This window comes from Xylanimonas sp. McL0601 (assembly GCF_049852175.1).
Lineage (GTDB): Bacteria > Actinomycetota > Actinomycetes > Actinomycetales > Cellulomonadaceae > Xylanimonas.
Genome location: NZ_CP187527.1, coordinates 2,336,726 through 2,356,477, shown reverse-complemented (window position 1 = coordinate 2,356,477; position 19,752 = coordinate 2,336,726). Strand labels below are relative to the sequence as shown.

Below are 19,752 nucleotides of genomic sequence, written 5' to 3'. Positions count from 1 at the left end.
GACCGCCGGCCGGTGCGGGGACGCACCGGCCGGCGGGTCTCGGCCGCGCGCCCGAGCTGCTCGGGAGGCTCGTCAGCCCTCGACGGCGCAGGGCTCGAGGTCGGCCGGGGTGAAGGCGTCGTCGTCCTCGCGCTCGGCGCCCGCGGTCGCCGCCGCGCGGCGCAGGTCGGACGGCGTCAGCCCGGTCGTGTCCTGGACCGCGCGGCGCATCGCCACCGTCGAGCCGAAGCCCGAGAGCGTCGCGATCTCGGCGAGCGAGGCCGCGGCGAGGCGCGAGTCGCGCAGGCGCGTGATCGCGTGCTGCGTGCGGACCGCCTGGATCCGCTGCGCCACGGTGCGCTCCTCGCCCTCGAACAGGCGCTGGAGCGAGCGGCGCGAGAGCCCGAGGTGCTCCGCGACCGACGCCGAGCTGAGGTCCGGGTCGGTGTAGCGCGCAGCGATGTGGCGCAGCGCGGCCAGGCGCTGGCGGCGCAGCTCCCAGCCGGAGCAGCCGGCCACTGCGAGCGCCATGACCGTGCTGGTCGCGAGCGTGCGCAGGACGTCGGCGACCTGCGCGCGTGCCAGCGGGGCGAGCCGCTCGCCGTCCTGCCGCAGCAGGTCGAGCAGGAACGCGCCGAGGGCGCAAGGCACCGCGGCGTCCGCGCGGCCGACGACGAACGGAGCGGATCGCGGCAGCGCAGCGAGCCCGCTGTGGTCGGCCGGCATGTCGCAGACGACGACGCGCGCAGGGGCGTCGGAGCTGTAGGTGACGAGGCTGGTGCCGAGGATCAGGGCGCTGTCGCGCGTGCTGAGCGTCGCGGTGGCCTCGGAGTGGCGCAGGCTCACCTCACCGTCGACGACCACCATGAGCCGCAGGGTGTCGGGGTCGCCACCCCAGGCGCGGTCGGGCGTGTCGAGGCGGACAGGGCCGTGCTCGAGGTACGTCACCTGGATCTCGCCGAAGCGAGCGGTGTGGGACCGGGCCTGGCCGCGGTCGGGGACGCGTGCCGCGGGGGTCGCCGTCATCTGGGGGTGCCGCGGGGGCATGCCTCGATGGCGGTGCAGCGTGCGGTGGGGGCTCGGAGTCATCGTGCCCGTCCCTTCGGTGAGTAGGTCAACGCCCATCTCACGTGGGACAACGGGCTTGGCGCAGCGAACGTGCGTGAAAACCCGCACGTTGATGCCTGGCACCCCGTGCGCCCGGTCACAACCCGCCCCAGGTGCGGTCCTGGGACGTCAGCCGCCGGCGAAAGGCGGCAGCAGGTCCAGCCGCGCCCCGTCGGGCACGACGGCGTCCGCGGGCGCGGCGACGCGCCGCCCGTCGAGCAGGACGGCGCAGCGCGCGAGCACCGGGCCGGCGCCGGGCGCCTCGGCCGCGAGACCCGCGAGGACGTCGGCGACGGTGGCGCCGGCGTCGAGGGCGCGGCGGTGCTGGGCCCACCCGAGGGCGGCCCGGGCAGCGGCGAACGCGCGGAGGTCGACTGTCGACATGCTCAGCCGCCGATCGCGCTCATCGTCCGGGCGGGCTGGACGAACCCAGCCTCGGCCATGCCGTGACCCGCGTGCTTGCCCCACATGGCGGTGCGCCACAGGTCGGCCAGCTCGGCGCCGTCGGCGCCCGCGCGCAGGGGGCCGAGCAGGTCCGTCTCGGTGTGCGCGAACAGGCAGCTACGCACGGCGCCCTCCGCGGTGAGCCGGGTGCGGCGGCAGTCGGCGCAGAACGGCTCGGTCACCGACGCGATGATACCCACCCGCCCCAGGGCTGCCCCGCCGCCGTGCGGTCGCACGACGAACCGCTCCGCAGGCGCGCCGTCGCGCGGGGCCTGGTCGGGGGCGAGCTCGAACCGGTCGGCGAGCTGCGCGCGCACCTCGGCGGCGGTGACCATCGACGACCGGTCCCACGCGTGGTCGGCGTCCAGCGGCATCTGCTCGATGAACCGCAGCTCGAACCCGCGCTCCAGACACCAGGCGAGCAGCGCAGAGGCGTGGTCGAGGTTGAGCCCGCGCACCAGCACCGCGTTGATCTTGACGACGTCGAACACCTGCGCCGCGGCGTCGATCCCGGCGAGCGTGCGCTCGAGGAACGGGCGGCGCGCGAGGCGGGCGAACGTGTCGGGGTCGAGCGTGTCGAGCGAGATGTTGACGCGGTCCAGCCCCGCGTCCTTGAGCGCGGCCGCGCGGTGGTCGAGCCCGACCGCGTTGGTGGTCAGCGAGATCTCCGGCGGGTCGGGCAGGGCGGCGACGTCGCGCACGACGTCGACCAGGTCGGCCCGCAGCAGCGGCTCGCCGCCGGTGAACCGCACCTGGCGCACGCCCAGCTCGCGCGTGGCCACGCCGACGAGGCGCGCGATCTCCTGCCGCGTCATCACCGCGTCGCGGGGGAGCGTGGGCAGGCCCTCGGCGGGCATGCAGTAGGTGCAGCGCAGGTTGCAGCGGTCGGTGAGAGAGACCCGCAGGTCGGTGGCGACGCGGCCGAACCGGTCGACGAGACCAGGGACGTCGGGGCGGCCGGCCGGTAGCGGCGCGTGCTCCGGGGGTGCGTCGGGGCGCACGCCTGGCAGGCCCAGGGCGACGGCCGTCACGGTGCCTCCCCGGCCTCGTCGGCCGTCCACGCGCGGGCGAGAGCGGTGGCGCGGTCGACGGCATCCGAGGTTCCGCCGCCGGCGGCGGCCCCGGCCTCGACGTCGGCGAGCGCTCGGGCGTAGCCGGCGGCGTAGGCGGCGAGGGGCCCGGCCGGGCGCGCGACGTTGTGCGCGGCGTCGCGCGTGAGGTCGAGCACCGCGTCGACGTCGACCGTGCCGTCGGGCAGGTCGAGGTCGCGCTCCAAGGACTGCACCCAGCGGGCGAGCAGCGTCTGCGGGTCGGGCGAGTCCTGCGCGCTCATGTCGTCCCCTTCCTCGTCGCGGCCTCGAGCCACGTCAGGTCGTCCCACGTGTCGACGTCGGCCTCCGGCACATCGGTCGGCCGCAGCAGGGCGGCCAGGCGACGCACCGGATGATCCTGCACGCTACCCGTCTCAGCCTGCAGCGACGCAAGCACACTCGCGAGCGCGTCACGCGGCACGGCGGCGACGAGCCGCTGCGGGTGGCCGTCGCGGCCGAGGCAAGGGCCGTCGACCGCCGCCTTGACCGCGTCCAGCGCGCCGAGCAGGCGCGGCACCACCTCCGCGCCGACGATGCCGGACGCGGTCATCGGGCGCCGCCGAGCAGGACGACCTCGAGCTCGTCGCCCGGGCGCACCCCACCCGCGGGCGCGAGCGCGAGTCCGTCGGCGCCGAGCAGCGCAACGAGCGAGTGCCCGCCCACCGCCCCCACGGCGGGCGCCACACCGTCGCGCGCGACGCGCACGGGCACGACGTGCGTCCGGGGCGTCCGGGGCGTCCGGGGCGTTGCGGGACCGTGCGGCTCCGGTTCTGACCGCTGTTTTCCGGAGCCCCAGGGTCCCGCAACCGCACGGAGGCGGGTGCGCGGGAGCCCCGGGCGGCGGGCGCCGCGCAGGCGATCGACCGCCGGGAGCACGAAGAGGTGCGCGGCCACGAACGCCGCGGTCGGCGTGCCCGGCAGCGCGACCCACGGCACGTCGCGCCACGCGGCGAGCGCCTGCGGGCGGCCGGGACGCATCGCCACGCCCGTGAGGTCGGCGTCGGTCGCGGTTCCGCCCTCGGTCAGCACCTGCCGGACCACGTCCCACGCCCCGGCCGACACCCCGCCCGTGGTGACGATCAGGTCGACCTCCCCGACGACGTCGTCCAGCGCCGCGCGCAGGGACGCGGCGTCGTCGGGCACGCCACCGCGGCGCACGGGCACGCCGCCCGCGCGCCGGACGATCGCGGCGAGCATGAGCGAGTTGGAGTCGACGACGCCGGCGGGGCCGGGCGCCGCGCCCGCGGGCCGCAGCTCGGAGCCGGTCGAGATCACGGCCACCCGCGGGCGGCGGTGCACGGCGAGGTCGCGGACTCCCGCCGCGGCCGCCGCGGCGACCAGCGCGGGCGTGACGTCGTCGCCTGCGGTGGCCAGGACGAGGCCCGCGGCGACGTCCTCGCCGCGGCGCCGGATGTTGTCCTTGCGCGGCCGGGCGAGCGTCACGGCGTTCTCCGCGCCGTCCCGCCCGGGCACGAACCGCCCGGTAGAGGTGTGCTCGACAGGGACGACGACGTCGGCCCCTGGCGGCAAGGGGGCGCCGGTCATGACCCGCGCGGCCTCGCCGGCGGACAACGCCCGCGAGGCGGTCTGCCCGGCCGCGACGCCCCCGACCACGCGGAGGGACACGCTCTCCCGCGGCGGGAGGTCGGCCGAGCGGAGCGCGTAGCCGTCGACCGCGGCGTGGTCGAACGCCGGGACCGGGGCGGCCGCCACGACGTCGGCGGCCAGCACCAGGCCCGGCGCCTCGACCGCGGCGGTCTCCAGCGGCACACGCACGGCCGCCAACGGTGCGACGCGTGCGAGCACCGCCTCGACGTGCTCGACCAGCGGCCGCAGGCTTCTCACGACACCAGAGGCTAGCCGTGCGGGGTTTCGGGCGGGGGGCGCGCTGCTCTCCGCCGGGTACGGCGGGCTGTGAGCCGACCTCACGCGACCTCGGCTGGGACCCCGTACTCCTTCGGCGTCGACGACGTGAGCACACCGTGGGCGACGATCCGCTGGTGGCGGGAGTAGACCGGGTGGCAGGACGTCAGCGTGATGGTCCGCTCGGTCGGTTCTGCCTGCCACGTCATATCCCCGAACACAGGGGCCAGCACCTCGCTCTGCGAGGGGTCGATCACCAGGTTCGTGACCGTCACCTCGTACACGTACCAGGTGTCCTCCGACTCGAAGATCAGAGCGTCCCCGACCCTGAGCGTGTGGAGGTCGTGGAACGGCCGGGAGTAGCTGGAGCGGTGGCCCGCGAGGGCGAAGTTACCGATCTCTCCCGGACCTGCGGACTCGTCGTAGTGCCCGACCCCGAGCGGGTCCAGCGTCTCGGCCCGGGTCGTGCCCGGGTAGACGGCCCGCGCCCACCCCTCGCCGAACCGGGGTACGTGCAGGACCCCGACGGCGGCGTCGTCGGGGGTGCTGCCGGCCGCCCATGCGTCGGTGAGCTCGTCCGTGGCCCGGTCGGCCTGGGCGGAGGCGGCGCGGACGTTCCACCACACGTCCCAGGCGGTGTACAGGCCGAGCATGCCGCCGGTGGTGAGCAGCAGCTCGGCGACGAGCGAGAGGACGACGACGGCGGCACCGCGGCGCCTGCGTGACATGGCGCGCACCTATTCGGTCCGCCGACGGCGGACCAGGAACGCGAGCCAGGCGCCTGCGGCGAGCAGGACGGCGGCGAGCGCGGCCAGGAGGTCGGCGTCGGAGCCGGTCAGGGCGGTGCCGATGGGCTGGGGGGCGTGGGCGGCGTCGTCCCCGGCATCCTCGCCCTGCAGATGATCGGTGGGATCGACCGTGGGCGCCATGGCGGCATCGTCAGGGCTGCTGGGGTGGGGGTCCGGTCCAGGTTCGGGCGGAGGTGTGAGGCCGCCGTCGGTCTTCGGGTGCACGTCGACGTCGTAGAGCCAGGAGTCGCCGTCGTCGGGGTTCGTCAGTGGCAGTGTCACGAAGAACGGGTCCAGGGCCTCCGCACCACGTGGGGGCTCGACCTCGGCGACCCGGTACAGCCCCACCGGCAGGTCGCGGAAGATGGCGCGGCCGTCGCGGTTCGTGGTGGCGTCCCGGAGGGGCTGGAGGTCCGCTTCGGTCACGTCGCCCCGGGTGAGGAGCTCGGCCGCCCTCCAGCCGTGCGCCGTGGTCAGGTCAACGCCGGCCACGCGGGCGATGCGGAACGTGACGTTTGCGGCAGGTTCCGCGGACTCGGGTTCTCCGCTGATCGTGTGCACATACCGGTGGACCGTCAGGCTCGCGGGCCGGGCTGGGTCGATCGAGGCCGACGACGCCGCCGCCGGCGGCGCGAGCCCGACTCCGACGAGCATGGCGACCACGACTGCGAGGAGTCGCCTCAGGCTTCTTCTCGTCATGGTCATCTCCGTGAGGGGTCTTCGAGGTCTGGGGAGCCGTCCCGACGTCGCGACGCGGGCCAGAGCGCCAGCGCGAGCACGGCTGCGCCGCCGCCGCCGACGATGACGGCCCACCATGGGAAGCCGGGGCCGGAGGCGGCGTGGACGACGGTCGTGCCGGCTTCGGCCACGGGATCGGTCGTCCGTTCGGCGCGCACCAGGAGGCGGTGGGTGTTGACGTACGTCGGGAAGCACGTCGTGAGGGTCACGAGGTCCTTGCCCTCCTCGATCCGGATGAGGTCGGTCGAGTCCGTGGCCCTGACCGGGGTGATGTCCGTGACTTCGTAGGCGAGCTGACGGCCCATCACCGAGATCGTGAAGACGTCGCCGGGCTCGACGTCGGACAGCCGGTTGAACAGCGTCGCCTTGCTCCAGCCGGAGTGCGCACCGATCACCGCGTGCGTCGAGGGGCCTCCGACCGGAAGCGACGTTCCGTAGAGGTGGCCGGCGCTCACCTCCAGGGACGTGGGGGAGGTGCCGTGGACGACTGGCAGCCTGGCGTCGATCGACTCGACGGACAGGTCCGCCATGAGCGACGTACCGTCGACCGAGAGCAGCTTCGTGTAGTCCTGATAGGCGGGCGTGGACTCGTCGGCGGCACCGAACTCGTGGATCGCGTGGCCGATCTCGCTTGCGCCGGTTGCCGCGAGCCACGCGTTGTACTCGTGGGCGGCGGCGAGCTGAGCCTCCTGCTCGGCAGACGGTGTCTGCGCCGCGATCTGGGCAAGGTCCGTGACCCGGTGCGAGGCGGCGCGGTCGTTGAACCACGTGAGGGCGGGGTTCCACTGCCAGACCGCGATCGCGGCGAGCACGACGGCGGCGACGACGATGCGGCCGGCGAGGCCGCGTCGCGGGGCAGCCTGCTGGGGTGCGTGGCTGGGCATGGAACCTCATTCCCTACAGGTGGTGCCCGGGGTGGGCGGCCCCGGGGTCACGCCCCGGGGCCGCCTGGGTCGGTCGGGCGTCAGGCGTTCGCGCGACGCGACCGGATGAGCCAGATGACGCCGCCACCGACGACGATCGCCGCGATGATCGGGAGGATGGCTCGGTTGCCACCGATGGCCGGGAGCTCGAAGCCGGCGTTGTGGGTCACGTTGACGACGGTCGCCTCGGCGGCGTCGTCGGGTGCTCCGGTGACGTAGAACGGTCCGATCGGCGCGGGCTGAAGCTCGAAGCCGTCCGGGGCCTGCGTCTCGACGAGCCAGTACCCACGCTTGCCTTCGGTGTGGCCCTCGCCGTTCCACCAGTCGGAGTAGCGAACGACGAATGACAGTCTGCCGTTGGCGCCTGAGACCGCCTCGCCGTCGACGAAGTTCCCGTTCTTGGCGTCCTGCTCGGTGAGGGCGATGCGGAAGGTCGCCCCACGAAGAGGCATGTCGTTCTCGTTGACCTTCAGGACGTCGATGCGGCCCCACTTCGTCTCGACAGGATCCGAGTCTCCGCTCACAGTGCCGCCCGGCACGGTGGCGATGTACGACGCCTCGTTCGAGATGACTCCGGGCGCAGTGACGGAGGCCGCGATGCGGAATCCGAGCGACTGGTTGCTGGTCACGATGTCCCCGCTGTACTCCACCGTGAGAATCCGAGTCGCTTCGTCGAAGTTGACCTTGACCGTATCGGCCTCGCTGTCAAAGGAGCCGTCCGCCGAGCGAGGCTCACCAATCACCGAGAGGGAGCTCTCGCTGAAGTTGAGCCGCGCGTCCAGGGTGTCGGTCAGAACCAGCTTTGTCGTTCCCTCAGGAAGCTCCATCATGACGTCGTAGGTGAAGGTGTCACCCGCCACTGCTGCGCCGCCGTCCTTGATGGTCTTCGTGAGCGCCGAATCGGCACTCTTGGGGTAGACATAGACGTCGTACATCCACTGGGTCGGGTTGTCCGGGTTAGTCATCGGCACCGTGACGAGGAACGGCACCGCCGGGACGACGTCCGCGGGGGTATTGGTCTCCCGGACGAGGTAGAGGCCGACCGGAAGCGTCAGCGTGAACTTGCCGCCGTCCGCCGTCTCGCCCTCGACCGGGACACCGAGGTTCGCCTTCAGGGCTTGTTCGAGGGTGAGATCCTGCGCCGCCCGCCACCCCGCGGCCGTGGTCAGGTCGACGTCGGTGAGCCTCTGTGCCTCGAAGGTCACTCCATCGATGCCGACGCCCGTCACCGTGTCGAGCTGCGTGCCAGGCGCCTCGTCACCTGCGGTCGCGGGCTGCGCGAGCTTGGTGATGTGGAGCTTGCCTGACGGTTGGGTGATCGTCGATGGAGGCGGAGCCTCGGCGGCGCTCGCGGCGAGCGGTGTCGCGACCAGCGCGAGCGCCGCCGTGACCAGGACCGCAATGCGGCCTCTCATGTTCTTGACCACGGTGGGACCCTTCGGTGTCATGCGTTCTGCGGGAATGGGGGATCTGGGGCTGAGCTGCGGCATCACGGCACGCGCCTTCCGGTCATTCGGCGAGTGACTATCAGGTAGGCCGTGAGTGCAGCGGCCGCCGAGAATCCGGCGATGCCGAGCGCGCTCGGCGTTCCTCCGACCGGCGGCAGGGGGATCGCCTCCGGCAAGTCGCTCGGATCGGGATCGGGCTCCTCGACACAACCGGGCGCGGCTGGGTCGCACTCGTCTGGCGGATCGACGGTGACGAAGGCGTGGTCGTCGGGGCTCGCTGTCTCGTTGGACACGGCGAGCGCGACGTTCTCGAGCTCGAAGGCCGAGGTGCCATCCCAATCGGCTGGGACGTCAGATTCCTTGATGGTGTAGGTGCCGATGAATGTCTCTGATTTACCCGGCGCGAGGCTGTCGTAGGATCCGGGGCTGATCGAGTCCAGCTTGAACCGGTCGCTGATCCTGACGTTCGTCAAAGTCACCTGGCCGGAGTTCGTGGCCGTGAACTTGTAGTGGACGACGTCGCCCACCTGGTACGTGCTCGGAAGTGTTGCGGCGGGCGTGGTCGGGTCGACGACGACGTCCTTCGCGAGGTCGAGACCTGCAGGCGGCGAGACGAGCGTCGAGACTTCGAGGTTGCGAATAAGGTGCACGTCGGTCATATCGCCGGTAGAACCGGCGAACCCGAACTTGAAGGTTGACGGCATCGCACGGACGTCGTCCGGCATCCTGTACGCAAGTACCAGATCCCCTTCGTCCACCGAGTCCGCACTGGGATCGAACTCGACGTAGACCCTGACGAGCGGCCGCAGCTCCGGCGAGAGCGTCACACGCACGAGCCGCTTGGCGAGCTCAGGAGTCGTCACCGTCGGGGCTCCGAGCTGCTTGGGGCCGAGCGGTGCGGTGGTCTCTGTCGGCGATGTGATCGTCTTGTAGGTCGACGTGAGGTACTCGTATCCGTTCAGCCCGTTGCCGGGCCCGCGGAGGGTGATGGTGTTGGCGACGTTCTGCCCCCATGCCTGGCCGGTCGGCGACCTCCGCACACCGGGTTTGCCGTTGGTGTAGCCGCGACCTTCCGTCCCGTCCTGGATGTAGTTGCCGAGCACATCGAAGCCGATACCGAGGTAGCCGCCAGCGACGCCGGGAACACCTTCGAAGCTCTTCTGTGCGTATCCCAGTGATCCGCCATACGCCCCGGGTGCTGTCAGGTCGACTCCGCCATCAGAGATGAAGAAGCCGATGCCGTCCGCGGCATGAGGCGTGTTGGTGGTCGTCGAGTTGTACTGGTACATCTCGAAAGTCACGTCGAGGCCACCCGACGTCGGGAGCGGGTGGTTGTAGACCACGCCTCCGACTTTGTCGTGGTTGTTGTCCGTGAGCTGGAGATATCCAGGGTTGGCCTGGGGGTCCGGGTTGAACGGAGGGGCGCCCCGGCGCGCGCCTTCTTGGTCGTGCTTCGTGCTCGTGCCGACCTTGGGCGCATGGTCGCCGCCGGACGCGTTGGTGAGCCCCGCCTGTCCCAGCAGCGTGAAGTCATAGTGGAGCTCCGCTCCGCGGAAGCTCTCGTTCATGAGCACCGCGGGGATCCCTGCTGGGGCGGAGCCTCCGGCCTGGCCCTCAGCACCCGCGGGGGGCGCGGTTGCTTCCAGGGCAACGCCGACGCCCGCCGCCATGACCGCGATCGCCGCGATGGTTTTCCGCACCCGCATTGAGAACACCTCCCGCGCTTCCACTGGCAGTGGTCGAACGGCCGCAGTGGTCGTTCGGATATGTCTCAACGGTGAGACGCAGCAATGCGCAGAAGTGCTGCTGGGCGCAGGGTGCCCGGTGCGCTGGCGACGAATCGCACTGGCATTCTTGGCAGGCATAGCGGCAGTTTTGGAGAGTTCAAGAAAAGGTATTGACGGGCATCTGTGCTGGTCATCGCGAGCATGTCGCGAGCACTCGCCGGCCGGCGCGGCTCGTCCGTCGCCTCGTCCCAGCGCGCGCTCAGAGGCACCCGGCGTGCCCGGCTCGGCACCCAATCCGCAGGCGCGATCCCCCGCTCGGGGCGCCCCGGCGCTGGAACCCCGGCCATGTGCACCACCGTGGACTTTGAGATCGAGACAGGGAGGCCGCCATGACCGACCGGCTTAGGTCCGCAGGCATCTACCTGGCAGCTCGCGTGCAGCGTCTGCACACGGGCGCGCGCCCAGCCGCGACCAGGCGGTCGGGGGTGCGGATGCTTGTCGCCGCAGCACTGGGAACCCTGCTGCTCTTCGCGAACGCCGTCGTCGACCCCAGCCCCGCGCTGGCGGCGACAGTCCCTGCGGGTTCCGTGGCGGCGTACGGATACCGGTGGGTGCACCGGCAAGCCTCGGTGCGCGTGAGCCCCACGACGTCGGCGAGGGCGCTGGTGACGGTCAAGAAGGGCACGCGGCTGGACCCCTCGCACCAGAAGGGGGGCTGGCTCAGGGTGACCGTCAGCGGTAAGACCGGGTGGATCCAGCAGACGAGCACCGGTGTGGGAACGCCCTCGGGTGTGTCAGCCATGGAGAGCCACTACGGGTTCATCAACCAGATCGCCATCAGTCAGAAGGTCGACTGGTCGACCACGTCCGGGCGAGGAAGCTGCGGCTCCTCGAATGGCTGCAGCTACGGCGAGAGGATCCAGATCTCGACGTACGACCCGGTCTACAAGACCGCGCGCCAGGCCGTCCGGCGGGCGAGCCTGACGTACGTGATGGTGCACGAGATCGCGCACGTGCAGACCTACCGGCAGTGTGGCACTCCCCGGCCGGCCATCACCGGGAGCCGCCATGAGAGCGTCGCGGACGCGTACGCGGTCCTGAAGTTTCGGGCACAGCTCAAGGCGGGCGGCGTCTTGGTCGGGTACGACTCGAGCAACCACTTCGGTCTGGGTGACCGTTATCGCAACGGGTACGGGTACGGGTCGTCGGACGTCTCCGCAGCGACGAAGGTCGGTTCGGGGATCTGCCGCCAGGGACAGACGACGGAGACCGTGCGCTATGGAGGTTTCACGCTCCACCTGTCGGACGGTGGCGCAGCGTATGTCGTCCCCGCTGGTGCCAAGCTCGCCACGATCACAACCCCGGGGACCGCCTGGACTCTGGTGCGCGATGCCAAGGGACGGAGGGGCCAGGTGCGGACCGACGTCTGGCGGAAGCCCACGAGAAGCGTGGTGACCTCCAGGGCGGGCACCGCCTATCAGGCTGCCAGCCTGTCGAAGACTCGCGCCGTCAGGACCGGTGAGACCTTCGGCTACATCAGGAGCTACGACGCGAGCTTCGACCTCGTCGCACAGGGCAGCACACTGTGGGTGGTCCCGAAGTCCGTGTTCCGATCCTGACATCGTGCCCGCGTGGGAGTCAGGAGCGCAGCGCGCCCGCGACGTCGGCCCGGTCCAGCACGCCGAGCTTGCGGAAGACGCGATTGACGTGGTTCTCAACCGTCTTGGCGGTGATTCCCAGCGTCTGGGCGATCTCCGGGTTGCCGAGGCCTTCTGCGACGAGCTTTCCGACCTCCCGCTCGCGCGGCGTGAGATCGACGTCGCACGAGAGTCGGGACAGCAGCTCGTCGGGGTCTTCGCCGGCCCTCTCGAGCCAGCCGCAAGCCTTGGTCAGCACCTCGGTGGCCTCGCGGGTCCGTCCGCTCGCACGCAGCCGCCGGACGGTAGCCCCGACGGCGCGCACACCCAGCGCCACCAGACCGGCGTCGATCAGCTCGGGCGCGAGCCGGGCAGCGGACCTGGCGTCGTCGTCGACCGTCGCCTCGGCTACGCGGATCATGGCTTCCAGCAGGGCGGGCGGGTCGGTCCCCACCGCGGCGCGGATCGTGGCCGCGTGGTGCCGGTCCGGCGCGAGGTCGATCACCGCACCCGCCAGGGTGACGGCCGAGACGACGAAACCCCGGTCGAGCAGGTCGACCACCGTGACCCACATGCGGTCGGCGGCGCCCTTGAGCGTCTCTGAGGCGTCGTGGCGCGAGGCGGGCGTCAGCCCGGTCGTCAGGAAGAAGGCGCTCTGCCCGGCGGCCACGGCGCGCGCCTGCCCCGCCAACGTGGCTACCGTCGCCGCCGGGCCGCCGCCGCGCGCGACGACGGCAGCGGTGTCCAGGAGCAGCGACTTGTACTGGCTCTGCATCGACGACGACAGCCCGGTGGACAGCGCGGAACCGAGCAGTGCACGCAGGTCGCCGAGCCGGCCGAGGATCAGCAGCGACGCGGCGGTGGCGTAGGCGAGCCCGGGCATGGCGTCGAGGTTTAGCTCGGCTCGAGCGCGGCGGAACCGCTTCTCGCTCCAGGCGAGCGCACCGCGCGCGTCGCCGTCGACGAGACGCGCGAGGCCAATGAGGACGTCGCGCAGGTCGACGGCGTCAGGATCCGTCCAGCGCGCGCCCTCGAGCAGCGCGAGTGCCTCGGCCGGCCGGCCGGCCGCGAGGAGCACCTCGCACCGGAGCACCTCGGCGAACTGCGCCGCCTGCAGGTTCTCGTGGGCGGCCGCTGCCGGTCGCTCGGGCGGCAGACGGTCGGACAGCAGGGTGAGGTGGTCCTCGAGCGCCTCGAGCGCGCCCGCCCAGGGGCCGACCTGGGGCGCGGCGCGCTGCAGCAGGGCGCGGGCGGCGTCCACCTCGCCGGCGGTCTGCGCCAGCATGTGCGCGTGCCAGCGGTGCAGCGAGGCCATCTCGGCCAGGTTGGCTGACGGCGGCGTGCGCGCGACGACGTCGCGCATGAGCCCTGCGTCCGCGCTGCCCACGAGAAGCGACCGGAGGTACGGCACCGCCGTCCGCGGGGAAGGGTCCCGTTCCCAGTCGAGGCGGCGGGCTGCGTACGCCCGGTGCCACTCGTCGCGCAGGAGCCGGTTGAGCACGGTGTCGGAGAGCCCGTCGCCCCCCGGCGGCCGGTCGTCGTCGAACCAGCCAGGCAGGTCCAGCCGCGGCTCGCGAGGCACGACGTCGCCCGTCGCCTCTGCCGCCGCCGTCGGGACACCGGCCACCGTCCCGGTGAAGGGCTTGCCGAGCGCCTCCACGCGCTCGAGGAAGCGAAGCCTGCTTGCCCCGAGGGGCACGTGACGGTAGCGCTGCTCGACGAGCTGCGGGTAGACGCCCACGATGACCAGCGAGCCTTGCGGCGCGAAGCGCAGGAGCTGGCAGGCATCGAGATCCTCGAGCGCGTCCCAGCCCACCAGCTCCACGGCGGTCGGCACGGGCACGGCACCGGCCAGCGAGAGCCTCTGGAGCGCCTCGACCCCGGACGCGTCCAGATCCGTCACCAGCGGCTGGATCACGCGGCTCAGCCCGGGGTCCCACAGGTCCGCGCCGGCAGTCCACACACCGTGGTGCAGCCGTACCCGCCCGCTGCCGCGTGCCGACCGGGCCATCGCGACGACAAGGCCAGGCAGCCCGCCGGTCGCGGCGTTCACCCGCGCGACGACGTCCGCGCTGACAGGCGCCTGCAGGACGCGGCCGAGCAGCGCGTGCACGTCCACGTAGTCGAGCGGCGGGACTGCGAGCTGGACACCCGGTTGCACCTCGGCGGGCCGTGCCGCGTGGTCGCGCACCCTCCCGGGGCGTGGCCGGCTAGTCGACAGGATCGGGAACGGTCGGCGTGCGTGCGCCGCGATGATGGCTCCGGCCGAGGCCGCGTCGAGGTCGTCGACGTCGTCCAGCACCAGAACAGTCCGTCCGTCGCTCACCGCATTCTCGACGCACCGGACCGCGGCGCTCACGGCCGACTCGGAGCGTGGGTCCGCGCGCCGGGTGAGGCCGGCCACGGCGAGCGCCTCGAGAGGTCGGTCCCTGACGCCCTCGACCCCTCGGACCCGCACGCTGTCCCAGCCGCGCTCCACCAGTACCGCAGAGATCCCCTGCACGACGGTGCTCCGCCCCGAGCCTCGCTGGCCGATCAGGTCGACGCTCGCGCCCGCCAGCAGATGATCCAGTGCCTCGTCCCGCAGCTTCGTATGGAACAGGCCGGCACTTGGCATGGCGTCACCGTAGACACCGGCGTATCGGGCGCGGGCCCGATGTCGCCGGATGTCTCTGACCCTGCCTCTCAGCGCCCGCAGCAGGACCGTGCGTTCGACCTCACCGCGAGTTCACAGGCCAAGGTCGGCCCCGTAACACCGCCCGCCTAGCGTCGCCAGCGTCGGCCCGACGTCCCACCTCGGGAGTCTCCTCGCTCCGCTGCGGGGACTCCCGGGGGACCCCGGAACGGGCCGCTCTCGCCGCCGGCGCCCGCCGGCGGTGCAGGCCGCCCGGCGTGCGCCGGGCGTGGTGAAGGAGGCCGACCATGGCGGTGCAGACCACGCCGACCACCACCCTGTCCGAGCTGCGCAGCGCTCGACGCGGCGGCCGTTGGATCGAGCACTGGGACCCCGAGGACTCCGCCTTCTGGCGCGACAGCGGCCGCCGCGTCGCCCGCCGCAACCTCAGCCTCTCGGTGTTCGCCGAGCTGCTCGGCTTCTCCGTGTGGGCCCTATGGTCGATCGTCGTGCCGCAGCTGCCCGCCGCCGGCTTCGACCTGACCGCCGACCAGATGTTCTGGCTCATCTCCGTGCCGTCGCTCGTGGGAGCGGCGCTGCGCATCCCCTACACGTTCGCGGTGCCGGTGTTCGGCGGGCGCAACTGGACCGTGGTCTCCGCGCTGCTGCTGCTCATCCCGACGACGGCGCTCGCCCTCGTCGTGCGGGACCCGAGCACGCCGTTCGGGGCGCTGCTGGCCGTCGCGGCGCTCGCGGGCTTCGGCGGCGGCAACTTCGCGTCGTCGATGGCGAACATCTCGTTCTTCTTCCCCGAGCGCGAGAAGGGCGCCGCACTGGGCTGGAACGCCGCAGGCGGCAACCTCGGCACCGCCCTGGTCCAGCTGGTGGTGCCGCTGGTCATCGTGTCGGGTGCGGGCGTCGCGCTCGACCGGGCCGGGCTGATGTTCGTCCCGCTGGCGCTGCTGGCGGCGGTCCTGGCGTGGCGGTTCATGGACAACCTCGCCACCGCGAAGGCCGACCCGCGCACGGTCGCGGTCGCGGCCCGCGAGCGGCACACGTGGATCCTGTCGGCGATCTACATCGGCACGTTCGGCTCGTTCATCGGCTACTCGGGCGCCTTCCCCACCTTGCTGGCGGGCCAGTTCCCCGAGGCCGGGCTGAAGGTGGCGTTCCTGGGCGCGCTGGTGGGCTCGCTCGCTCGGCCGCTGGGCGGGATCCTGGCCGACCGGCTTGGCGGCGCCGTCGTCACCGTGGTGGCGTTCGCCGTGATGGCGGCGGGAGCGCTCGGCGCGGTGGCGGCACTGCGCGCGCACGACTTCGGGCTCTTCCTGGGCGCGTTCCTGGTGCTGTTCGTGGCCACCGGCGTCGGCAACGGGTCGGTGTACCGGATGATCCCCGCGGTGTTCCGCGTGGTCGGCGCGAGCGGCAAGGTCGCCGCCGGGTGCATCGGGATCGCCGGTGCGGTCGGAGCGCTCGGCGGGTTCCTGGTGCCGCGCGCGCTCGCCGTGTCGACCACCGCGACCGGGTCGATCATCCCGGCGCTGGTCACGTTCGTCGGCGTGTACGTGGTGCTCGCCGGCCTGACGTGGGCCGTGTACGGGCGGCGTGGGGCGCGGATGGGTTCGGCCCGCGTATGAGCGGCCCGACGGCGACGCACTGCCCGTACTGCGCGCTGCAGTGCGGCATGGAGCTCGCCGGCACCCCGCTGACGGTGGCCCCGCGCGACTTCCCCACCAACCGGGGCGGGCTGTGCCAGAAGGGCTGGACGTCCGCCACGGTGCTGCGGGCCCCGGACCGGCTGACCACCCCTCTGCTGCGCGGCGCCGACGGCGAGCTCGCCGCGGCGTCGTGGGACGCGGCGCTGGACCTCGTCGCCGCGCGGCTCGCGGCGATCGCGACCGAGTCCGGTCCGGCCGCGGTGGCCGTGTTCGGCGGTGGCGGGCTGACCAACGAGAAGGCGTACACGCTCGGAAAGTTCGCCCGGGCGGTGCTGCGCACCCCGAACATCGACTACAACGGCCGGTTCTGCATGGCGTCTGCGGCCGCGGCAGCGAACCGGTCGCTGGGGGCCGACCGGGGTCTGCCGTTCCCGCTGGCCGACCTCGGGGGCGCCGACGCCGTGCTGCTGCTCGGCTCCAACGTCGCCGAGACCATGCCGCCGTCGGTGCAGCACCTGGCCGGCGCCCGCGCGGCGGGCGGGCTCGTCGTCGTCGACCCGCGGCGCTCGGCCACGGCCCGGCTCGCCGAGGACGGGCAGGGCGCGCACCTGCAGCCCGTGCCGGGCACGGACCTGGCCGTGCTGCTGGGCCTGGCGCACGTCGTCCTCGCCGAGGGGCTCGCCGACGCCGCCTACCTCGCCGGGCGCACCACCGGCGCGGACGCCGTCGCCCGGTCGGTCGCGGCGTGGTGGCCCGAGCGGGTCGAGGCGGTCAGCGGGGTGCCCGTGGGCGAGCTGCGCCGCGTCGCGCGGCTGCTCGCTGCCGCCTCCCCGGCGCGCGGCGGGCGCGGCGCGTACGTGCTCACGGGCCGCGGCGTCGAGCAGTCCACCCAAGGCACCGCGACCGTCACGGCCGCGATCAACCTGGCCCTCCTGCTGGGGCTCGTGGGGCGGGCCGGGTCCGGGTACGGCGCGCTGACCGGGCAGGGCAACGGGCAGGGCGGGCGCGAGCACGGGCAGAAGGCCGACCAGCTGCCCGGCTACCGCAAGATCGACGACCCCGCGGCCCGCGCGCACGTCGCGGCGGTGTGGGGCGTGGACCCGGACGCGCTGCCGGGGCCGGGCCTGCCCGCCGTCGCGCTGCTGCGCTCGCTCGGCACCCCGGGCGGGCCGCGGGCCCTGCTGGTGCACGGGTCCAACCTCGTGGTCTCGGCCCCCGACGCCGCACGCGTGCGCGAGCGGCTGGCCGCGCTCGACCTGCTGGTGGTGTGCGACGTGGTGCCGTCCGAGACGGCCCTGCTGGCCGACGTGGTGCTGCCCGTGACGCAGTGGGCCGAGGAGGAGGGCACGATGACGTCGCTCGAGGGTCGCGTGATCCGGCGCCGGCGCGCGCTCGACGCCCCCGGCGAGGCCCGGTCCGAGCTGTGGGTGTGGGCCGAGCTGGCCCGCCGCCTCGGGTCGCCGGTGCGGATCGAGACCGACCCCGCGGCCGTCTTCGACGAGCTGGCGCGCGCCTCGGCCGGCGGGACCGCCGACTACTCGGGCCTGTCGCACGCCCGCCTCGACGCCGACGAGGCGGCGGGCGGCCCGGGCCTGCACTGGCCGTGCCCTGCCCCCGGGCCTGCGGGGGAGGAGCACCCGGGCACGCCTCGGCTGTTCCTCGACGGCTTCCCGACTCCCGACGGCCGCGCCCGGCTGATCCCGGTCGACCACGTCGGCCCGTCGGACGACGTGCGCCCCGGCGCGCCCGTCTACCTGATCACCGGCAGGGTCCTGCAGCACTACCAGTCCGGCGCCCAGACGCACCGCGTCCCCGAGCTCGAGCGCCTCGTGCCCGCCCCGTACGTCGAGCTGCACCCCCTGCTCGCGTCCCGCCTCGGGGTGGCCGACGGCGCCCGCGTGCGCCTGACCACCGCGCGCGGCACCACCACCGCCGCCGCGCGCTGGACCGACGCCGTGCGCCCCGACACCGTGTTCCTGCCGTTCCACTGGTCCGGGGAGGGCAGCGCCAACCTGCTCACCACCTCCGCCGTGGACCCGGTCTCCGCGATGCCCGAGTTCAAGGTGTGCGCCGTGGACGTGGCGCTCGTGCCCGAGGAGGCAGCGTGACCGTGGAAGTGCCGCGTGTGCCCCTGCGCGTCGTCGTCGTCGGGTTCGGCATGGTCGGCGCCCGCCTGGTCGACGAGCTCGAGCGCCGCGACCCCGACGGCGCCCTCGACGTCACCGTGCTGGGCGCCGAGGAGTACGAGCCGTACAACCGCGTGCTGCTGACCGACGTCGTCGCCGGCCGCGCCGAGGTCGCCGCGATCGGCATGCCGCTGCCCGCCGGGCGCGCGCGGGTGCTGCGCGGCGTCGGGGCGGCCGCCGTCGACCGGGACGCGCGCGTCGTCCTCGCCGACGACGGCACCCGCCACCCGTACGACCGGCTCGTCCTGACGACCGGGTCCCGCGCTCGCGTGCCGGACCTGCCCGGGCTCGAGACGCTGCCCGCCGGCGTGCACTCGCTGCGCACGCTCGACGACGCCCGCGAGATCGTCGCCGCCACGCTCAACGCGCCGCGCGCCGTCGTCGTCGGCGGCGGGGTGCTGGGTGTCGAGGCCGCCGTCGGGCTGGCCGCGCGCGGCCTGCAGGTCGCGCTCGTGCACGGGGCGGGCACCCCCATGGACCGCCAGCTCGACGCCGGCGCGGGCGAGGTGCTCGCCGCGGCGCTCGCGGACCGCGGGGTGCGGGTGGTCGCGGCCGCACGCCCGCGCGAGGTGCTCGTGGTCGGCGGGCGTGCGGTGGGCGTGCGACTGGACCGCGGGGCGCGGGGCGACGAGGTGCTCGCCGCCGGGCTGGTGGTGCTCGCCTGCGGCACCGTCCCCGAGACGGGGCTCGCCGCAGCGGCCGGGCTCGCGGTGGACGGGGGCGTCGTCGTCGGGCCGGACCTCGCGTCGGTCGACGACCCGGACGTGTTCGCCGTCGGCGACTGCGCCCAGCCGCCCGAGGGCTGTCGCGGGCTGGTGGCCGAAGGGTGGGACCAGGCGCGGCGGCTGGCCGAGGCGCTGACGGCGCCTCCCCGGACGGAGAGGTCGCCGGGCGCGGCCGGCGAGGGCGAGCGTGGCACCCCGCGCGTGCACCTGCGCGCACCGTGGGAGCGGTCCGGGCCGTCCGCCGCGGTGCGGCTGGGCACCCTGCTGGCCACGCGCGCCGCGACCGACCGCGGGGTCGAGACGCGCGGCACCGACGTCGTGAAGGTCAAGGCGGGCGAGCTGTCGGTGGTCGCGATGGGCGCGTGCGGCGCCGGGCGCGCGCCCCTTCCGGGGGAGCGGGCCGTGCGGCTCGCCGACCCGGCCGCCGGGCGGTGGGTCGAGGCGGTCGTGGCCGGCGGCGTGCTCGTAGGCGCCACCTGCGTGGGCGACCCGCGCGTCGCCGCGGACCTCACCGCGGCCTACACGCGCCGCACCCCCGTGCCCGCCGACCCGGCGTTCCTGCTGCTGACGCCCGTGGCCCCGGCGGTCGCCCCGGCGTCGAGCCCGGCGCACATGCCCGACGACGCCGTCGTGTGCCGGTGCAACGGCGTGACGAAGGCCGACGTGGCCGCCGCCGTCGAGGCGGGCGCGGACGATGTCCCGGGCGTCGCCGCGGCGACCCGCGCCACCACGGGCTGCGGCGGCTGCGCCGACGCCGTGCGGGGCCTCTGCGGGTGGCTGGGTGCTCGGGACGGGAACCTGCCCGAGCGGGTGTGAGAGGGTGG

Annotated in this window: 16 protein-coding genes; 4 read left to right on the top strand and 12 right to left on the bottom strand. The window is 73.7% G+C overall.

What is annotated here, in order from left to right:
• Positions 1 to 72 precede the first annotated feature (72 nt).
• From ACO4JP_RS10855 to ACO4JP_RS10805, 11 genes are all read right to left on the bottom strand, one after another.
• Positions 73 to 1,068, bottom strand: a complete 996-nt coding sequence (locus tag ACO4JP_RS10855; RefSeq protein ID WP_425953708.1) for a helix-turn-helix domain-containing protein — start codon at positions 1,066 to 1,068, stop codon at positions 73 to 75.
• 147 nt (positions 1,069 to 1,215) lie between these two features.
• Positions 1,216 to 1,470, bottom strand: a complete 255-nt coding sequence (locus tag ACO4JP_RS10850; protein WP_425953707.1) for a MoaD/ThiS family protein — start codon at positions 1,468 to 1,470, stop codon at positions 1,216 to 1,218.
• Positions 1,471 to 1,472: 2 nt separating this feature from the next.
• Positions 1,473 to 2,561 (bottom strand): GTP 3',8-cyclase MoaA, encoded by a 1,089-nt coding sequence (gene moaA, locus ACO4JP_RS10845; RefSeq protein WP_425953706.1) that lies wholly within the window; start codon positions 2,559 to 2,561, stop codon positions 1,473 to 1,475.
• Entirely contained in the window at positions 2,558 to 2,863 is a 306-nt protein-coding gene (locus tag ACO4JP_RS10840) for a DUF6457 domain-containing protein (protein ID WP_425953705.1), read from the bottom strand. The genes moaA and ACO4JP_RS10840 overlap by 4 nt, the downstream gene beginning before the upstream one ends.
• Entirely contained in the window at positions 2,860 to 3,171 is a 312-nt protein-coding gene (locus tag ACO4JP_RS10835; RefSeq protein ID WP_425953704.1) for a hypothetical protein, read from the bottom strand. The genes ACO4JP_RS10840 and ACO4JP_RS10835 overlap by 4 nt, the downstream gene beginning before the upstream one ends.
• The gene (glp, locus tag ACO4JP_RS10830) at positions 3,168 to 4,466 is read right to left on the bottom strand and encodes a gephyrin-like molybdotransferase Glp (protein ID WP_425953703.1); all 1,299 of its coding nucleotides are present in this window, start codon (positions 4,464 to 4,466) and stop codon (positions 3,168 to 3,170) included. Before glp ends, ACO4JP_RS10835 begins: the two co-directional genes overlap by 4 nt.
• Before the next feature lie 80 nt (positions 4,467 to 4,546).
• Positions 4,547 to 5,212 (bottom strand): class E sortase, encoded by a 666-nt coding sequence (locus ACO4JP_RS10825; protein WP_425953702.1) that lies wholly within the window; start codon positions 5,210 to 5,212, stop codon positions 4,547 to 4,549.
• A gap of 9 nt (positions 5,213 to 5,221) precedes the next feature.
• Positions 5,222 to 5,971: a SpaH/EbpB family LPXTG-anchored major pilin gene (locus ACO4JP_RS10820; protein ID WP_425953701.1), complete on the bottom strand. Its 750-nt coding sequence runs from the start codon at positions 5,969 to 5,971 to the stop codon at positions 5,222 to 5,224.
• A gap of 2 nt (positions 5,972 to 5,973) precedes the next feature.
• Complete coding sequence (locus ACO4JP_RS10815; RefSeq protein ID WP_425953700.1) at positions 5,974 to 6,894, bottom strand: class C sortase; 921 nt, start codon at positions 6,892 to 6,894, stop codon at positions 5,974 to 5,976.
• A gap of 80 nt (positions 6,895 to 6,974) precedes the next feature.
• A complete protein-coding gene (locus tag ACO4JP_RS10810) occupies positions 6,975 to 8,348 on the bottom strand; it encodes a SpaH/EbpB family LPXTG-anchored major pilin (RefSeq protein ID WP_425957088.1) in 1,374 nt (457 codons plus the stop codon).
• 74 nt (positions 8,349 to 8,422) lie between these two features.
• Entirely contained in the window at positions 8,423 to 10,087 is a 1,665-nt protein-coding gene (locus tag ACO4JP_RS10805; RefSeq protein WP_425953699.1) for a DUF7507 domain-containing protein, read from the bottom strand.
• Positions 10,088 to 10,497: 410 nt separating this feature from the next.
• Between ACO4JP_RS10805 and ACO4JP_RS10800 the strand changes: the two genes are divergently transcribed.
• Positions 10,498 to 11,727, top strand: a complete 1,230-nt coding sequence (locus tag ACO4JP_RS10800) for an SH3 domain-containing protein (RefSeq protein ID WP_425953698.1) — start codon at positions 10,498 to 10,500, stop codon at positions 11,725 to 11,727.
• Positions 11,728 to 11,746: 19 nt separating this feature from the next.
• On the opposite strand, the gene ACO4JP_RS10795 is transcribed toward ACO4JP_RS10800, so the two are convergent.
• On the bottom strand, positions 11,747 to 14,362 hold the full coding sequence (locus ACO4JP_RS10795; RefSeq protein ID WP_425953697.1) for a helix-turn-helix transcriptional regulator: 2,616 nt from the start codon (positions 14,360 to 14,362) through the stop codon (positions 11,747 to 11,749).
• 305 nt (positions 14,363 to 14,667) lie between these two features.
• Here ACO4JP_RS10795 and ACO4JP_RS10790 point away from each other — a divergent pair, with 305 nt between their 5' ends.
• The 3 genes from ACO4JP_RS10790 to ACO4JP_RS10780 are packed head-to-tail and all read left to right on the top strand — an operon-like array spanning position 14,668 to position 19,744.
• Positions 14,668 to 15,996 carry an MFS transporter gene (locus ACO4JP_RS10790; protein WP_425953696.1) on the top strand — a complete coding sequence of 443 codons (1,329 nt, stop codon included), beginning with the start codon at positions 14,668 to 14,670 and terminating at the stop codon, positions 15,994 to 15,996.
• A complete protein-coding gene (locus tag ACO4JP_RS10785; protein ID WP_425953695.1) occupies positions 15,993 to 18,125 on the top strand; it encodes a molybdopterin oxidoreductase family protein in 2,133 nt (710 codons plus the stop codon). The genes ACO4JP_RS10790 and ACO4JP_RS10785 overlap by 4 nt, the downstream gene beginning before the upstream one ends.
• Positions 18,122 to 19,744, top strand: coding sequence for an FAD-dependent oxidoreductase (locus ACO4JP_RS10780; RefSeq protein ID WP_425953694.1), 1,623 nt, complete (start codon positions 18,122 to 18,124; stop codon positions 19,742 to 19,744). Before ACO4JP_RS10785 ends, ACO4JP_RS10780 begins: the two co-directional genes overlap by 4 nt.
• The last annotated feature ends 8 nt before the right edge of the window (positions 19,745 to 19,752 follow it).

Excerpts from the sequence above, each read along its gene's own strand:
- ACO4JP_RS10855 (WP_425953708.1), bottom strand. The coding sequence starts at position 1,068 with ATGACTCCGAGCCCCCACCGCACGCTGCACCGCCATCGAGGCATGCCC.
- ACO4JP_RS10850 (WP_425953707.1), bottom strand. The coding sequence starts at position 1,470 with ATGTCGACAGTCGACCTCCGCGCGTTCGCCGCTGCCCGGGCCGCCCTC.
- ACO4JP_RS10840 (WP_425953705.1), bottom strand. The coding sequence starts at position 2,863 with ATGAGCGCGCAGGACTCGCCCGACCCGCAGACGCTGCTCGCCCGCTGG.
- ACO4JP_RS10835 (WP_425953704.1), bottom strand. The coding sequence starts at position 3,171 with ATGACCGCGTCCGGCATCGTCGGCGCGGAGGTGGTGCCGCGCCTGCTC.
- ACO4JP_RS10825 (WP_425953702.1), bottom strand. The coding sequence starts at position 5,212 with ATGTCACGCAGGCGCCGCGGTGCCGCCGTCGTCGTCCTCTCGCTCGTC.
- ACO4JP_RS10820 (WP_425953701.1), bottom strand. The coding sequence starts at position 5,971 with ATGACGAGAAGAAGCCTGAGGCGACTCCTCGCAGTCGTGGTCGCCATG.
- ACO4JP_RS10815 (WP_425953700.1), bottom strand. The coding sequence starts at position 6,894 with ATGCCCAGCCACGCACCCCAGCAGGCTGCCCCGCGACGCGGCCTCGCC.
- ACO4JP_RS10810 (WP_425957088.1), bottom strand. The coding sequence starts at position 8,348 with ATGAGAGGCCGCATTGCGGTCCTGGTCACGGCGGCGCTCGCGCTGGTC.
- ACO4JP_RS10805 (WP_425953699.1), bottom strand. The coding sequence starts at position 10,087 with ATGCGGGTGCGGAAAACCATCGCGGCGATCGCGGTCATGGCGGCGGGC.
- ACO4JP_RS10800 (WP_425953698.1), top strand. The coding sequence starts at position 10,498 with ATGACCGACCGGCTTAGGTCCGCAGGCATCTACCTGGCAGCTCGCGTG.
- ACO4JP_RS10795 (WP_425953697.1), bottom strand. The coding sequence starts at position 14,362 with ATGCCAAGTGCCGGCCTGTTCCATACGAAGCTGCGGGACGAGGCACTG.
- ACO4JP_RS10790 (WP_425953696.1), top strand. The coding sequence starts at position 14,668 with ATGGCGGTGCAGACCACGCCGACCACCACCCTGTCCGAGCTGCGCAGC.
- ACO4JP_RS10785 (WP_425953695.1), top strand. The coding sequence starts at position 15,993 with ATGAGCGGCCCGACGGCGACGCACTGCCCGTACTGCGCGCTGCAGTGC.